Origin of the sequence: Rhodococcus sp. 05-2255-3B1 (assembly GCF_002258545.1) — a bacterium.
Classification (GTDB): domain Bacteria; phylum Actinomycetota; class Actinomycetes; order Mycobacteriales; family Mycobacteriaceae; genus Rhodococcoides.
This window is the reverse complement of the sequence record NZ_NOZC01000007.1, coordinates 469,947-484,736: the sequence shown is the minus strand read 5'-3', so window position 1 is coordinate 484,736 and position 14,790 is coordinate 469,947. Positions and strand designations below refer to the sequence as shown.

Here is a 14,790-nt window from a genome sequence, read left to right as displayed (position 1 = left end):
ATGCGATGAACGAGTTTTCTGACTCTCGAATTCGGACATATGCCCGACGTCGATCACAGTGGCGCAACCGCTCCGGATTTTCACCGGATTACCTGCGTACATCGCGTCTAACCTGCGAACTGTGGCACCGAACGCGATGCTGTGTCAATCGCTGTCCCGATCCACCGCAGCTCGATGCCCCAATGGCACGGTGCCTGAGCCACAACCACACGGTGCCTGCGCCACAATGACCCAGTGAGTGCGCCCGTGACCCGACTGATCCTGGTGAGCCACGCCAGAACCGACGCGATGCGCACCGGCCGGTTTCCCGGCGACGAACCACTCGACGACGCGGGTCTGCGGGACCTTGCCGCGGTGACCGACATTCCCCGAGCCGACCGCGTCCTGTCCGGCCCGGAAACCCGCTCGGTCTCCACGGCGCGCATCTTCGGCTCGGACATCTCGGTCGAACCCGCGTTGGCCGACATCGATTACGGCCGGTGGTCCGGTCTCGAGATGACCGATCTGCCCGACGCCGACGCGATGGCCTGGTTGGGCGATCCGGCGTTCGTTCCGCCCGGTGGTGAGTCCCTCGTCGCGCTGTTCTCTCGCGTCGAGATGTGGCTGAGTGGTGTCGGATCGACGCCTGGCCGCACGCTGGCGGTGACCTCTCCTGCCGTCGTTCGAGCCGTGGTGGTGCTGGTGTTGGCGGCCCCGGTGTCCTCGTTCTGGCGCATCGACGTCTCCCCGCTCACGCGCACGGCGGTCAGCCGTCGCGGCGGCGCATGGACTGTGGGCTCGGTGGCCCGGAAGTTCGTCTGAATTTTTCTCGCGTCGAGGGAACCGAACCGAACACGGCGGCGTCCTACCTACCGACAGCGCAAAGTTCTTCGATCAAGGAGCGTGGCTCATGACCGTCATCAAGGTGGATCCGGTGGCACTGCAGCTCGCCGCCTCTGAACTCGATGCCGTCGCCGCTCGCTTGCAGGCAGCTGTCACTGCGACGGCAATCCCCGTGCGGCCGCTACCACCGGGCACCGACGAGGTTTCGTTGCTGACCGAACGATTCTTCGGCACCGCGGCCGATACCTTCGGACCCGCTGCAGCACAAGGTATTTCGGAGTTGCTCCGGGCAGCCGAGGAACTGCGGAAACAGGCCGCGGACTACGTGGCCACCGACGACGACACCGCCGGGGGCCTGCCCGGCCTACCCGGTATCTGACGCACCGAACTCGACCGCAGCAGACAACGCTCGAACATCATGGGGGCCATCAGATGACGCTCGGAGTGACAGGTGTGGTGTGGCTGCCACGCACGGCGACGGGAAACTCGACGCGATTGCTCGGTCCTGGACCGGTGCCGTTGCATGTCGCCGGCGGTGCGTGGGGTTCGGTCGCTGCGGCGTTCACCGAGGCATCGGCGAGTATCGCCGCCGTCACCGCGGCACTGACCGCAGGCTGGGAAGGCGAGTCGGCACTGCTCGCTCAGGCTGCGCTCGGCCGCTTCGCGACCTGGACTGCCGCCACGGCAGTCAAGGCCGCGGCGCTCTCGGTCGAGGCCCCGGCGGCAGGCACCTCGTACGGTGTCGCGTTGGCGACCATGCCCTCGCTCGTCGAAATCGGAGCCGTGCAGGCCGCCAAGGTCACCGCCGCCTCGACGGGTGGCGTGATGAACGGCAGCTACGAGGCGGCCGAGGTGGCCGATCGACTGCTCGACATCCGCGCCGCGATGGTGATGGAGGGCTTCGAGCTGGTCTCCTCGCACCGCATCGTCCAGACCACGTTCGACCGGCCGCCGGCCATCGTCTCCGATTCCGGCACCGGCCTCGGCAGATTCGCCGACGGCGCGCTGATGACATCGCCGGTTCAGGCCGCGATCGGCGGTTTGATGGCCGCAACCCAGAATCCCGGTGTTGCCGCGGCGGCAGGTCAGATCGGTAGTGCTGCTACCTCCATCGCCAGTACCGGCGTCTCGACCGTGGCCACCGCCGCGTCCAACATCGGGTCGAGTGCACTGTCCGGCGGCGTCGGGTCCGGTGGTGGATTCGCGCCCGGCGTTTCGGCATCTCCTGCCGTCGGTCCGGCGTCCACGCGTCCGGTGTCGTACGGCGGCGGCGCAGGCGGAGCAGGTGGGCTCGGCGGTGGCGGCGGACTCCCTGGTTCGACGTTGGGGCCAGGAGGTGGTGGTTCGATGCCGGCCGGTCCAGGTCAGAGCGGCCCGACGGCGTTCGGCGCACCATCCCCGGCCGATAGCGGCCTCGCTCAGCGCGGAACGGGCGCGGCCGGCGCCCCGGCATCCGGCACGCGCGGGCAGGCCGAGGACGACGAACACCAGACCCCGGACTACCTCAAGCAGTTCGAGCACTTCGCGGACGGCCGCACCGTCGCCCCGTCCGTCATCGGCGCGGATCCGACCGTGCCGGACATCAACGGGAACGGCCGTTGATCGACTTGGGAACCGTGCCGGTGGGCCACACATTGCCGATCGCCTCACTCGGTGCGGACGAGATGGACTTCTTGGTCGACGAACTGTCGATCGTCGAGCTACCCGTCGTCCTGAACGTGTTCCCACGTTTCGACGACGCAGCTGCGTGGGATTCCGCATTGGAGCGTGGCCGCTGCTCCCTCGACTCGGCCGGACTGTCGGCCGGCGGCCGCGTCCACGAGGATCTTCGGCAGTGGATGCGAGTTCTCGAACAACCTCGCTGGTATGTCTCGGTCCGTGTGTTCGACGTCGAGAGTGCCGAGCCCGTTCCGGCCACTCGGATCTGCGTTGCATCCGACGGTCGGATGACGGTGTCGGCGGTGCGGCGAGACGACGTGGTCACCATCCGCGCCGTCGACGGTGATCCGGCCCGAGACCTCGCGTCGTCGATCGGCTCGGCTGCGTCGTTCGACCCGGGCAGCATCAACGCGCCCACCGATCTGCTGGCCGAGGCACTCGATGCGGCACCGAGCGACGTCGGAGCAACCGCGTCTCGGCTACGCGGAATCGGGATAGCGCCCGACCGCGCCGCGGCTCTGGCGTCGGCGATGGCCACGTGCGCAGGCAGAACCGAGATCACGGCCGTGGCCCGCAGCAACGGCACCCGCCATGTGGCCGGCAGACCGGTCGCCCTGTTCGACACCCGAGCCGGACGCATCCTCGCCACCTCCACCCTCGCCGCCGACGGCACGTCGTGGAGTTCACTGACCGGCGCAACGGATCGCCGAGTTACCGCTGCCCTGGCCGAGCTGATCTCATCGGCGCAGGGCCTTCTCGCTAACTGATCGGGTTGTCGGCCTCGTCGCTGCCCTTGCCCTCGAACGGTGGCAGGAACGTGCCCCACCGGACGCAGGACCACTCGCCGTCCGGCAGCGGGAGCAGCTCGACGGTGTGAGTGTTGTCGAGATGGTTGTCGGCCGCGAACGTGCCCTCGACGCCGGCCAGCACCGCCGCGACCAGTCGGATTGCGGCACCGTGGCTGACGACGACGACGTCGCCTGCGGTGTCGTCACCCAGGTACTGCGCGCGGAGGCCGTCGAGCACCGGGACGTAGCGCTCCAGAACCGAATGTCCGCTGTCGCCTCCGGGCACGGTCGCCGCCAGATCTCCGGCGTGCCAGCGACTGAAGATCTCGGTGAACTCCCGGTGCGCATCCGGGTCGTCGCGGTCCTCGAGATCTCCGGCAAAGGTCTCCTGGATTCCCTCGGTCACCAGCAGGGGAACCCCGGTAGCTCGCTCGATGTAGCCGGCAGTCTGCTTGGCGCGCAACGCAACCGAGGACACCAGCACCGCGGGTGGGCGTCCGATCCAGGTCTGCGCGTAGGCCTCGGCCTGCTGGTGCCCCAGCTCGGTGAGTTCGGCTCCCGGCGGTGAGGTGTCCAGTACCTTCGCGACGTTGGCCGTCGTCTGACCGTGCCGGACCAGAATCAGTTTGCCCATCACAGATCACCGCGTCCGGCACGAACGTCTGCTACCCACTGCACGTGTTCGTCGATCGGCGGCGGTACCGATCCACCCGTTCCCGTTGTGGTGGGCCAGGATCCGAGGAAGCGCAGGGGCATCTTGCGGTGAAATGCGGCCAGCATCTCCGCGACGAGCGGGTCGTCGATGTGACCCGCGCAGTCGACGAAGAACCTGTACGTTCCGAATCGTGAACGCGTGGGCCGCGATTCGATGAACGTGAGGTCGATGTTGCGAATTCCGAACTCGGCCAACGCTGCCGGCAGTGTACCCGGATCGTTCGGCGGCTCGAGCACCACCGAGGTGCGGTCGGCACCGGTGCGCGCAGGCACCGATTGCGGCGCGGTCACCAGCACGAAGCGAGTCCTTGCGCCCTCCACGTCGATGATCCCGTCGGCCAACTGCGGCAACTTCAGACGCTCACCGGCGAGCCGCGTCGACACCGCGGCATCGACCATTCCGGCCGCAACGTCTTCCGCTGCACCGGCATTGGACGACGCGGACTGCACCACGGCGTCGGGCATGGCAGCCTGCAGCCACTGGCGCACCTGATTGAGTGCGATCGGGTAGGCGCTGACCGTGCGGGCCGAATCGAGGGTGACACCGGGACCGCCGAGAATGGTGAAGGCCACCTCGATCTCGGTCTCGGCGACGATCTGCAACCGGCGGCCCTCCGACAACGCGTCGAGCGTCGGTGGAACCGCTCCCTCGATGGAGCTTTCGATGGGGACCACGGCCGCGTCGGCCGCACCCGATCGCACGGCCTCGAGCGCTGACGGCGGGTTCGACGCCGATATCCGCTCGACCGCCCCGTCCAGGCCGACTGCGCCGAACGTTCCGAGCCTCTCGAACTGAGCAAGCGCCATCTCCGTGAACGTTCCCGATGGGCCGAAGTAAGCGATGCGAGGCACGCCTCGAGGTTACTTTGTCGACGTCCGTGAAGCGATCAAACCGACGTCGACGAGCCGGGCGCGGGCGGCAGCAGCGTCGGCGATCTCGATTCCGAGCAGCACCTCGCGCACCGCCTCGGCCGCCTCGGGGATGAGTGCCCGCAGTGCGGCGACGTTCGGAGCGGCGAGGGCCGAGGCGATGTCGTCCCCGCGCAGCGACGCCACCGTCGCAGCAAGGATCGCGAGCACATCGTCGCCGGAGTCGGCGCGGGCGACGAGGCCCACATCGGCGTGCGAGACCACCGCGAGGACGTCGGCGATGCGCCGTGGGGTGTCGCCGACGTCGATGCCAGGAGTCCGGTGGGCGAGGACGACGGCCTCCGCGGTCTCGGCCACGTCGATCGCGTCGAACATCGGGAAGACGACCAACGGCGAGGGCAACCGCAGCGTGAGCGCATCGGCGAGGTGCTCGACCGGGGCGTCGACGTGGAACCGTACGGCCTCGTAGCCGCCGGTCCTACCGGCCCGGAGCTCGTCGGGGTCGATGTCGAGGTGCACCGCGATGCGCCCGAGGTCGTCCGATTCGGACAGTTCGAGCAGGGTCGAAGCCCGCACGACGGGCGGGCCGTACTCGGATCCACGCGGGGCAGCGGCGAGCGAGTGGGCGTCGGCACAGATCGGCTGCAGCAGTCCGTGGACGAGCGCGTTCGGGTCGGGTCGGTGTGGCACACCGAGGGTCAGCGGAATCGGCACGCCTCAACGGTAGACCCGGCCCTGGGTCGTTCCACAGACTCCACTCCCGTGGCCTGGGTCGTTCCGCAGGCTCCACTCCCGGGGCCTGGGTCGTTCCGCAGGCTCCACTCCCGTGGCCTGGGTCTTGCGATCCTCGCCACACCGCGATAACTTAGGTTTGCCTCACCTATTCGCCTGACCGATCGCATCGGAGGAGCCCATGCTCGGCGCAACCACCACCGGACCGACCACCGCCGAACGCGTGCGCAGTGCCTGCATGCGCGCCGAGGGCGCAGCCCTGGCCATCGACGGCAGCGGCCCGGTGATCACGACCCTGCACCACCTTCGTCCCAACGGGGAGATGATCCTCGCCGTCCCCACCGACTCCCTCGACAGTGCGGTCACCGGGCAGTCCTCCCGTGCCGGAACGCCCGCCGTCCTCGAACTGACCGATCACGCGCCGCTCGCCCTGCGTGAGCCGGTGCGGTCGTTGGTGTGGCTTCGGGGCGATCTACGTCCGGTTCCGGAATCGCTGATGCGACCCATGGCCGGAGCGGTGGCCGCCGAGCATCCGCATCCGGCCCTGCTCGACGTCGGCCACACCACCTCGCTGATGCGTCTGATCGTCACCTCCGCCGTGGTCGCCGACAGCACCGGAGCGGAGCCGGTCGACGTCGACACACTGCTGGCCGCCGAACCCGATCCCTTCTGGGAGATGGAGACCAGCTGGCTCGAGCACCTCGATGCCGACCACCCGGACCTGCTGGCCCAATTGGCCCGACGCCTCCCGCCGTCGCTGCGGCAGGGTCGAATCCGGCCGCTGGGCATCGATCGCTACGGCATTCGACTGCGGATCGAGGGCGAATGCGGCGACAACGACGTCCGGCTGGGATTCACCGAGCCCGTCCAGGACGTCCTCTCCCTCAGTCGAGCGCTTCGCGTTCTCGCCGGTTGCCCGTTCCTGAACGGACTGCGCGCCCGCGGCTGACACCTCACCGCACGAAACAGGGCAGACTCGTGCGGTGATCGACTTCAAGAGCTGGTTGACGCCACCGCCGCCCGCGAGCACGGCTCCCCCGCCCGATGCCCGCGAACGCACCACCATCAAGGTCGAGATCGCGATCGTCCTGCTGGTGACGTTCGGCCTGAGCGGCATGAGCAGCATCCTCTCGCTCGTCGAGGACGCGCTGCAGACCGCTGCCCTGTCCGATCAGACCGTGGCGCTGAACTCGTCGCGGTCGAGTTTCAGCCTGATCGATCTGCTGTTCCAGCTGCTGAGCATCCTGCGTCTGTGCGCCTGGGGTGCCCTGGGGTTGTACCTGCTGTGGCGAGCCGATCTCGCACCACGAGCGATCGGGCTGGCCCGTCCGCGGCTGAAGATCGACCTCGGTCACGGCGTCGGACTGGCCGCACTGATCGGGCTGCCCGGCCTGGCGCTGTATCTGGTGGGCAACGCCCTCGGGTTCAACCTGAATGTCGTTCCCAGCGCCCTCGACGACCACTGGTGGCGCGTGCCCGCACTGATTCTGTACGCGCTGGCCAACTCCGGTGCCGAGGAGATCATCGTCGTGGCGTACCTGATCTCTCGCCTGCGCAGACTCGGTCTGAGCGAGAACGCGTCCCTGCTGTGCTCGTCGCTGCTGCGCGGCAGCTATCACTTCTATCAAGGTGTGGGCGGTGGTGTCGGGAACTTCCTCATGGGCCTGGTGTTCGGCCGCTACTGGCAGCGCACCGGCAGACTGTGGCCCCTGCTGATCGCGCACGCTCTGATCGACATCGTCGCCTTCGTCGGCTACGCCCTCCTGCGCGAACATCTGTCGTGGCTCCCGTGAATCGAACCTCGAGTAAGACCGCTGTTCCCGCGACGACGGTTACAGTCGATTCGTGAACGACGACGATCGCTACGGACGGCACGGCGCGCCGGACCGGCGCACGCCGCCTCCCGGTCGAACGCCGCCACCGAACCGCACGCCGCCGGCGGACAGATCCACGCCCGGCCGGCACGGTCGTCCCGATCCCGCGCCCCGGCAAGGTCCACCCCCGCAGCAGCCTCCGGGTCCACCGCGACCCCGTCAGCAGCCACCCGGGCAACAGCCGCCCCAGCCACGGCCCAACCGCCCGCCGCCCGGCCGACAGCCGCCCCCACGTGGGTATCGACCGGGCCAGCCGCCGCCGGAGGGTACCGAGTTCATCCGACGCGACGGCCGCCCCATTCCCGGGCCGGACGGGCCACCTCGGCCGACACCGGTTCCACGCGACAGCCCTCAGCAGGCCTGGTCGCAGGCACCCGAACCTCGTTCGGCACAGTCGTATCCAGCACAGTCGAATCCGGCTCGAGCGGATGCGGCGAATTCGACGCGTCAGTACTCACATTCGCAGGACGATCCACCGGGTCGCACCGGATACGCGCCGCGTCAGCAGCCGGAGCCGTTCACCGAGGAGCGCAGGCAACCGCCTACGCAGCGGGCGCTACGTCGCCCCGAACCTGTTCGGCCGCAACGTGATTCTCGGCCACCGAAAGCGGCGAAGCCGCGCAGGCGCCGACGCTGGGGACGACGCTTCCTGATCGTGTTGCTGGTTCTCGTGCTGGGTATCGGAGGTGTCGTCTACTACGTCGACAGCTCGTTGACGCGCGTGGACGCCCTCACCTCGTATCCCGGGCGCATCGGCGACACCCCCGGCACCAACTGGCTTCTCGTCGGGTCGGATTCGCGGGCCGGCCTGACGCCGGAGCAGGAAGCCGCGCTCGCGACCGGCGGCGAGGTGGGCCCGAGCCGCACCGACACGATCATTCTGATTCACATCCCCGAGGGCAGCGGCGCGCCGACGATGGTCAGCCTGCCGCGCGATTCGTACGTGTCGATTCCGGGCAACGGCCAGGACAAGCTCAACGCGGCCTTCGCATTCGGTGGGCCGCCACTGCTGGTACAGACGGTCGAGGGTGCAACCGGTGTGCACATCGATCATTACGCCGAGATCGGATTCGGTGGCTTCGCCGGGATCGTCGACGCGGTCGGTGGAGTGAACGTGTGCGTGCAGAATGCAATCGACGATCCGTTGGCGGGCATCAACATTGCCGCCGGTTGTCAGGATCTCACCGGAGCCGAGGCGCTCGGATTCGTGCGCTCGCGCGCGACGGCACTGGCCGACATCGACCGCATGAACAATCAACGCGCGTTCATGTCGGCCCTTCTGGAAAAGGCAACGAGCGCTTCGACTTTCCTCAACCCACTGCGGTTGTGGCCGCTGGTGTCCGACACCGTATCGTCGTTGAGCGTCGACGAGGGAGATCACATCTGGAACCTCGCCGCGCTGGCCTGGGCGATGCGCAGCGGCCCGGTGACCACGACGGTGCCGGTCGGCGGATTCCAGGACTCCGACGTCGGAAACGTTCTGCTGTGGGACGACACTCGCGCTCCGGCATTCTTCGACGCCATCGCACAGGATCGCGAGATCCCGCCGGAACTGCTGACCGGCGGCCCCTGATCGGCAGGCGTGAGCGGTGGGCGGGAGCGAAGCCTGCGGAACGACCCTGGGTTGTAGGTTGAGGACCATGACATCGCCGTCTGCCCAGCCCGCCGCCCCCGGTACGTCGTTCCACGACCTTCTGCGCGCCCAGGTCCGGCACGAGTTCACCGCTTCGCAGCAGTACGTCGCCATTGCGGTGTGGTTCGACCGCAACGATCTACCGCAGCTGGCCACGCGTTTCTACGCTCAATCCGCCGAGGAGCGTCGGCACGCGATGATGATGATCCGTTTCCTCATCGACAATCGGCTCGAGGTCGACGCGTCGGGCATCGACGACGTGGTGACGGCATTCCGGTCGGTCGTCGAACCGGTGGAACTGGCACTGGCTCAGGAGTCGACGGTGACCGAGCAGATCACCGCGCTCGCGCGCGCTGCCCGGGCCGACGGCGACTACATCGGCGAGCAGTTCATCCACTGGTTCCTCACCGAGCAGGTCGAGGAGGTGGCGGCGATGCAGAGTCTGCTCAACATCGTTCGCCGGGCCGGAACCAACCTGTTCGACATCGAGCAGTACGTCGCACGCGAGATCGGCTCGACGGTGATCCGCGCCACCAATGCCCCGAAAGAAGCCGGAAGAGCGTAGTTTGCGCCCTGCTCAGAGCGGACATTTAGGATTCACTGTATTAGGCTACGTTCGCCTCAATAAGGTTCGACTTGGATGACAACGCCTCTGACCAGGCATATCGTCCTCGTCATGAGCGTAGACATCAAAGAAACCAGCCACACCAAGTTCCATGCACTTCTCCGCGACCAGATTCGCAACGAGTTCAACGCCTCGCAGCAGTACATCGCCACCGCTGTGTACTTCGCGAATGTCGATCTGCCGCAGCTGGCCAAGCACTTCTACGCGCAGTCGGTCGAAGAGCGCAACCACGCGATGATGATCGTGCAGTACTTCCTCGATCGCGACATCACGGTCGAGCTGACCGGCGTCGACGCGTCGAAGTCCGTCTTCACCGATCCCCGTGAGGCCATCGCCCTGGCGCTTGCGCAGGAGGAGACCGTCACCGAGCAGATCATCGCTCTGGCAAGCACCGCACGCGAAGAGGGCGACTACCTCGGCGAGCAGTTCATGCAGTGGTTCCTCAAGGAGCAGGTCGAGGAAGTTGCCAGCATGAAGACGCTGCTCAACATCGCCGATCGCGCGGGCCACAACCTGTTCGATCTCGAGCAGTTCGTCGCCCGTGAGATGAACACCAGCGTGACGGCCGACTCGGGCGCACCCACCGTCGCCGGCGGATCGCTGTAGATCCCGCCGCACGTCTGGGCAAGTAGCGCGCTCATACGGGTGGCCGCCCGAACAAGGATTCTTGTTCGGGCGGCCACCCGATGTGCTTTCTCGAGCAATTCTTCTCGGCCGTACATCCGGCCGGGAGCCGTCAGCGCAACGTGACCTGACGACCGCGCAAGCCGTCACGTGAGCGAAGCTGCGCTGCCGTGAGCGGAGCGTCGACAGCGAGAGCTTCGCCCAGCTTGTCTCCGAATTCCTTTGTGGGCGCTGCCCATTCGGTGGGGTGCATCTCGGGATCGAGGTCGAACACCGGCACCAGCAGTCCATGTGTGCGGAACGAACCGGCGTAGCGCGAGCCCTCACCCAAGTTGAGATCACCCGCAGCGTGCAGCCGCGCGAGAGCGAGCATCACGTCGTCCTCACTCTCCGGACGAACCCACCGGATGTGCGCCTTGTCGCCGGCATCCACCCACCACGCCGCGACGACGCCGTCGGCTTCGATCCGCGCCGAGGGCATGATCGCCTGGTTCGCGCGCTCCACGGTGGCAGCCACATCGGCTGCGGGAGTGGCACTTTCGGGGATCCACCAGTTGAAGTCCTGATGGACGGTGATCTCGAGCAGCGCGGACGCGTCGAGCACCTCGGTCAATGCGGGGGTGGCGTCGGTGATCTTCGCGGCTTCGAGCGACTCACCCGCGGACGCGGTGGACACCCAGCCCAATGCGCTACTGATATCTGCTGCAACGTCTTTCGACTGCGTCTGCACCTGTAGGCCGACGAATCCCTCGACGGTGCCCCCGTCTTCGCGCACCAGTGCCGCGACGGCTCCGGGCAGTACCGTTGCCATCGTGATGGTGCGACCGTCCACGGTGATCGGCGCGGTTGCCGTCGCCGACGGGACGAACTCACGCAGCGCTACGAGGTCGCATTCGGCAGCGAGGCCTTCGAACGGGCGCGTCGACGCCGATTCGATGCTCGCCCGTTCCGCTTCCCGCTGCGCCAGCTTCGCTGCGCGGTTGCTGTCCTGCTTCGGTCCACTGTTTCTTTTGCTCTTACCCACGCCCGAAAACCTACACGTTCTTCGATTCGAGCCAGGCTCGCGTTCGACCGGGATGGTTGGTGGCAATCCAGCCGACACCGAGCTCGCGGCACAGCTCCACGTCCTCTTTCTCGTCGACGGTCCACACGTAACTGGCCCGGCCGGACGCTGCTGCGCGGTCGATGATGGCCGGGTGCTCACGTAGCGCACCTATCGACGGACCGACTGCGGTGGCCCCGACGGTCGTCGCCGCTCCCCCACCGAGGTAGTGCGAGCTGTCGCCGAGGAGCACCGTCGGAAGCATCGGAGCCGACCGCCGTACGCGCCAGACGGCCGATGGCGCGAACGACATGATGACCGCGCGCGAGTGGTCGGCCGACGCGGGTGCCCCGATCCCGAACGTGTGCAGCTCGGCGAGAACCTTGCTCTCGATCAGCGAGCCGTACCGCACGGGGTGCTTGGTTTCGATGAAGAGTTTGACCGGCTTGCTGGTCCAGTCCAGGACGAGCGAGATGAGGTCGTGCAAGGTCAGAAGTTCGGCGGGTTCGTCGGCGTCGCCGTAGTTGAGTCGGGCGAGTTCGGCGAAATCCATCTCGCTGACGATGCCGGTGCCGTTCGAGGTTCGATCGACCCGGCGATCGTGCACGCACACGATGTGCCCGTCCTTGGTGAGCCGCACGTCGCATTCGACGCCGTCCGCTCCCTCGCGCAGCGCGAGGTCGTAGGCGGCGAGAGTGTGTTCCTTCTTGGCCGCGGACGCACCTCGATGCGCGACGACCAGTGGCCCACGACGATCGGGACTCACGACGCCGTCACCGCCTCGGATTCGTACTCGGGTTCCTTGTCTTCGGGCTGTTTTTCTTCGGGCTGCTTCTGTTCGGGCTGCTGCTGTTCGGGCTGCTTCGGCTTCTGCTCGGTGCCGCTGGCGATCACCCAGCGGGTCGGTCGTGACACGGCGGAGCCGCGCAGCGTGCGGCCTTCCAGTCGGCGCATCACGGCCAGGGTCGATACGGCCGAGACCGCGGCCACCAGTGCCACGAACGCCGACAACAGAACTCCGTCGGCGCGGGCCTGAAGGGAATCACGCAGGTTCCACAACAGCTGGACGATCACCAGCGCATTGCTCGCTGCCCAGAGCGCCCACCAGATGCGAACCAGTGTCAGTTCGCGGTGCACGTCGGCATCGGCAGCGCCTCTGAGGCGGACCACCTCGGTGAGGTAGACCCCTGGCATCACGATGCGGACGAACGGCAGCATCGACATCAGCAACATCGTGCGCACCGAGCGCGGATCGGTGGAGCCGGCAGCAGCGAAGGTACGTCTGCGCCGGTCGATCAGCCAGCAGGACGAGGTGATCAGCGCCGCCAGACCGATGAGGAGTGCACCGACCTGAGCGAAGTACACCAAGGCGTCGGACACGGCCAGGGTGATCGGCGAAATCAGTCGCACTCGGTTGTGCAGCAGGATCCCGTACCTGAACACTTCGGCGAACGCGGCGAGCGCCAGCAACATCGCGGTGACGAGGACCAGGTTCTGAGCGTTGGCTGCGTATCGCTCGACGCGACCGATGCTGCGATCGGCCTCGGGGTCGCGGGGTACGTCGCGCAAGCCCCAGGTAGGTGTCGAGGTGTAGTGCGGCGTCGGGGTCGGCGATACGGATCGGCTGCGGGGCTCGGCTCTACTCGACGAGATCGCCGGTCGGGCTACCCATCGGAAGTTTCGGGCACCGTGCGCGGGTGCCCTGGTGGACACCGGCGAGAGCAGTACTCCGTGGCAGCGGGGGCACCACGTACCCGGCCGTGCGCCGACAGCCCAACGAGTGCTGCAGCGGGCACAGACCTGGAACGCCTGAGCGCGTCCCTGCGGTGCCGACATCTAGATGATTCTCGCTTCGTGGTCGTCGTCGCGCTGGATCGGTCGACCAGCGGCCTGCCAGGCGAGCATCCCACCGTCTACGTTGATCGCGTCGTATCCCACGCGGTTGAGGTATTCGACGACGCGCGCCGAGCGACCACCGGCTTTGCAGACGACGTACACCTCGGACTGGTTGTCGATCTCACCGGCGCGCGATGGGATGTCGCCCATCGGGATGTGAACGGCGTCGGGTGCGTGTCCGGCTTGCCACTCGTCGTCCTCGCGCACGTCGAGCAGGATGGCCGCCGTCGGGAACGGCACCGGAAGACGATCGACGGTGACGGCGGGAGACTGCTCGGGATGCGACACACCTCGATCTTGTCACGCGTCCGCGCGGGCCTGCCACCCGTGTCCTTTCGACCGAAGCGCCGTCTCGCTATGACCTGCGTCACTCGAGTCACATGAGTTATCCACAGTATCCACAGATCGATCCACAGAATCGGGGCCTGTGCCGGTTTCTATCCACAGGTCAAAGCTCCGAGTCGGTCTCGCGGTGTACCGAATACCAACTCCGCCTGTGGATCGATGGTGATTTGACACAGCCGTCGTCTGCGCTTCCGATAATCCGCTGTTTAGGCTGGCGAACATGACTTCCACAGAGCTGCGCGTCTTCACCGAACCGCAACAAGGCGCCACGTACGACGAACTGCTCCGCGTCGCGAAAGCTGCCGAGGAGTTCGGCTACGGCGCATTCTTCCGGTCCGACCACTACCTCGCGATGAGCGGCGACGGCGGCCCCGGCCCCACCGATGCCTGGATCACCCTGGCCGGGCTCGCCCGCGAGACCTCGACCATTCGGCTCGGCACCCTCGTCACCTCCGCGACCTTCCGCTACCCGGGGCCCCTGGCCATCAGCGTCGCCCAGGTCGACGCGATGAGCGGTGGTCGCGTCGACCTCGGGCTCGGTGCGGGCTGGTTCGAGGACGAACACAAGGCCTACGGCATTCCGTTCCCGCCGCTCGGCGAACGCTTCGACCGACTCGAAGAGCAACTTGCCGTCGTCACCGGACTCTGGAACACACCCGTCGGCGAGACCTTCTCGCACGCCGGCACGCACTATCCCGTCACCGACTCCCCCGCGCTGCCCAAGCCGGTGCAGACACCGCACCCGCCCATCGTCATCGGCGGCGGAGGCAAGAAGCGCACCCCGGCACTCGCCGCGAAATACGCCGACGAATTCAACATCCCCTTCGCCTCGCTGGCCGACACCGAGACCCAGTTCGGTCGCGTCCGCGCAGCCTGCACAGCCGCCGACCGCGACCCCGACTCCCTCGTCTACTCCAACGCCCTCGTCCTCTGCTGCGGCCGCACCGAAGAAGAAATCGCACGACGCGCCGCCGCCATCGGCCGCGAGGTGTCCGAACTACGCGAGAACGGTGCCGCAGGAAGCCCAGCCGAACTCGTCGACAAAATCGGCAGCTTCGGAGCCATCGGCGCGACCCGCGTATACCTGCAGACCATGGACCTCACCGATCTCGATCACCTCGAACTCGTCGCATCCGAGGTTCTTCCGCAGCTCTGACCGACCAGAA

17 protein-coding genes and 1 riboswitch are annotated in these 14,790 nt (G+C 67.2%); of the genes, 10 read left to right on the top strand and 7 right to left on the bottom strand.

The window, feature by feature from the left end; translation table 11 throughout:
• Nucleotides 1-14: 14 nt before the first annotated feature.
• Nucleotides 15-90, bottom strand: a riboswitch (cobalamin riboswitch).
• 144 nt (nucleotides 91-234) lie between these two features.
• The 4 genes from CH249_RS06610 to CH249_RS06595 all read left to right on the top strand — a co-directional run bounded on the left by CH249_RS06610 (nucleotide 235) and on the right by CH249_RS06595 (nucleotide 3,248).
• Nucleotides 235-801 carry a histidine phosphatase family protein gene (locus CH249_RS06610; RefSeq protein WP_094682366.1) on the top strand — a complete coding sequence of 189 codons (567 nt, stop codon included), beginning with the start codon at nucleotides 235-237 and terminating at the stop codon, nucleotides 799-801.
• 88 nt (nucleotides 802-889) lie between these two features.
• Complete coding sequence (locus tag CH249_RS06605; RefSeq protein WP_094629298.1) at nucleotides 890-1,201, top strand: PE family protein; 312 nt, start codon at nucleotides 890-892, stop codon at nucleotides 1,199-1,201.
• Nucleotides 1,202-1,254: 53 nt separating this feature from the next.
• On the top strand, nucleotides 1,255-2,424 hold the full coding sequence (locus CH249_RS06600) for a PPE family protein (RefSeq protein ID WP_256981110.1): 1,170 nt from the start codon (nucleotides 1,255-1,257) through the stop codon (nucleotides 2,422-2,424).
• A complete protein-coding gene (locus CH249_RS06595) occupies nucleotides 2,421-3,248 on the top strand; it encodes an ESX secretion-associated protein EspG (protein WP_094646364.1) in 828 nt (275 codons plus the stop codon). The genes CH249_RS06600 and CH249_RS06595 overlap by 4 nt, the downstream gene beginning before the upstream one ends.
• On the opposite strand, the gene CH249_RS06590 is transcribed toward CH249_RS06595, so the two are convergent.
• The 3 genes from CH249_RS06590 to CH249_RS06580 are packed head-to-tail and all read right to left on the bottom strand — an operon-like array spanning nucleotide 3,241 to nucleotide 5,567.
• The gene (locus tag CH249_RS06590) at nucleotides 3,241-3,906 is read right to left on the bottom strand and encodes a histidine phosphatase family protein (protein ID WP_094646363.1); all 666 of its coding nucleotides are present in this window, start codon (nucleotides 3,904-3,906) and stop codon (nucleotides 3,241-3,243) included. The two genes, CH249_RS06595 and CH249_RS06590, sit on opposite strands and share 8 nt — an antisense overlap.
• Entirely contained in the window at nucleotides 3,903-4,835 is a 933-nt protein-coding gene (pheA, locus tag CH249_RS06585; protein ID WP_045197959.1) for a prephenate dehydratase, read from the bottom strand. The genes CH249_RS06590 and pheA overlap by 4 nt, the downstream gene beginning before the upstream one ends.
• 9 nt (nucleotides 4,836-4,844) lie before the next feature.
• Entirely contained in the window at nucleotides 4,845-5,567 is a 723-nt protein-coding gene (locus tag CH249_RS06580) for a hypothetical protein (protein WP_094646362.1), read from the bottom strand.
• Between the two features lie 199 nt (nucleotides 5,568-5,766).
• On the opposite strand from CH249_RS06580, the gene CH249_RS06575 reads away from it, so the two are divergent.
• The 5 genes from CH249_RS06575 to CH249_RS06555 all read left to right on the top strand — a co-directional run bounded on the left by CH249_RS06575 (nucleotide 5,767) and on the right by CH249_RS06555 (nucleotide 10,323).
• A complete protein-coding gene (locus tag CH249_RS06575) occupies nucleotides 5,767-6,534 on the top strand; it encodes a DUF2470 domain-containing protein (protein ID WP_032396466.1) in 768 nt (255 codons plus the stop codon).
• A 34-nt stretch (nucleotides 6,535-6,568) separates the two neighbouring features.
• The gene (locus tag CH249_RS06570; RefSeq protein ID WP_032396467.1) at nucleotides 6,569-7,378 is read left to right on the top strand and encodes a CPBP family intramembrane glutamic endopeptidase; all 810 of its coding nucleotides are present in this window, start codon (nucleotides 6,569-6,571) and stop codon (nucleotides 7,376-7,378) included.
• A 358-nt stretch (nucleotides 7,379-7,736) separates the two neighbouring features.
• Nucleotides 7,737-9,032: an LCP family protein gene (locus CH249_RS06565; protein WP_373453508.1), complete on the top strand. Its 1,296-nt coding sequence runs from the start codon at nucleotides 7,737-7,739 to the stop codon at nucleotides 9,030-9,032.
• Nucleotides 9,033-9,099: 67 nt separating this feature from the next.
• Nucleotides 9,100-9,657: a ferritin gene (locus CH249_RS06560; protein WP_094646361.1), complete on the top strand. Its 558-nt coding sequence runs from the start codon at nucleotides 9,100-9,102 to the stop codon at nucleotides 9,655-9,657.
• A 111-nt stretch (nucleotides 9,658-9,768) separates the two neighbouring features.
• Nucleotides 9,769-10,323, top strand: a complete 555-nt coding sequence (locus tag CH249_RS06555; protein ID WP_032396487.1) for a ferritin — start codon at nucleotides 9,769-9,771, stop codon at nucleotides 10,321-10,323.
• A 130-nt stretch (nucleotides 10,324-10,453) separates the two neighbouring features.
• Here the strand turns inward: CH249_RS06555 and CH249_RS06550 are convergent, their stop codons facing one another.
• The 4 genes from CH249_RS06550 to CH249_RS06535 are packed head-to-tail and all read right to left on the bottom strand — an operon-like array spanning nucleotide 10,454 to nucleotide 13,567.
• Nucleotides 10,454-11,365: a DUF5926 family protein gene (locus tag CH249_RS06550; RefSeq protein WP_094646360.1), complete on the bottom strand. Its 912-nt coding sequence runs from the start codon at nucleotides 11,363-11,365 to the stop codon at nucleotides 10,454-10,456.
• A 10-nt stretch (nucleotides 11,366-11,375) separates the two neighbouring features.
• A complete protein-coding gene (locus CH249_RS06545; RefSeq protein ID WP_032396470.1) occupies nucleotides 11,376-12,149 on the bottom strand; it encodes a glycerophosphodiester phosphodiesterase in 774 nt (257 codons plus the stop codon).
• Nucleotides 12,146-13,219 carry a DUF4328 domain-containing protein gene (locus tag CH249_RS06540; protein WP_094646359.1) on the bottom strand — a complete coding sequence of 358 codons (1,074 nt, stop codon included), beginning with the start codon at nucleotides 13,217-13,219 and terminating at the stop codon, nucleotides 12,146-12,148. Before CH249_RS06540 ends, CH249_RS06545 begins: the two co-directional genes overlap by 4 nt.
• Nucleotides 13,220-13,567: a rhodanese-like domain-containing protein gene (locus tag CH249_RS06535; protein WP_032396471.1), complete on the bottom strand. Its 348-nt coding sequence runs from the start codon at nucleotides 13,565-13,567 to the stop codon at nucleotides 13,220-13,222.
• A 277-nt stretch (nucleotides 13,568-13,844) separates the two neighbouring features.
• On the opposite strand from CH249_RS06535, the gene CH249_RS06530 reads away from it, so the two are divergent.
• Nucleotides 13,845-14,780: an LLM class F420-dependent oxidoreductase gene (locus CH249_RS06530; RefSeq protein WP_032396472.1), complete on the top strand. Its 936-nt coding sequence runs from the start codon at nucleotides 13,845-13,847 to the stop codon at nucleotides 14,778-14,780.
• Nucleotides 14,781-14,790: the final 10 nt, after the last annotated feature.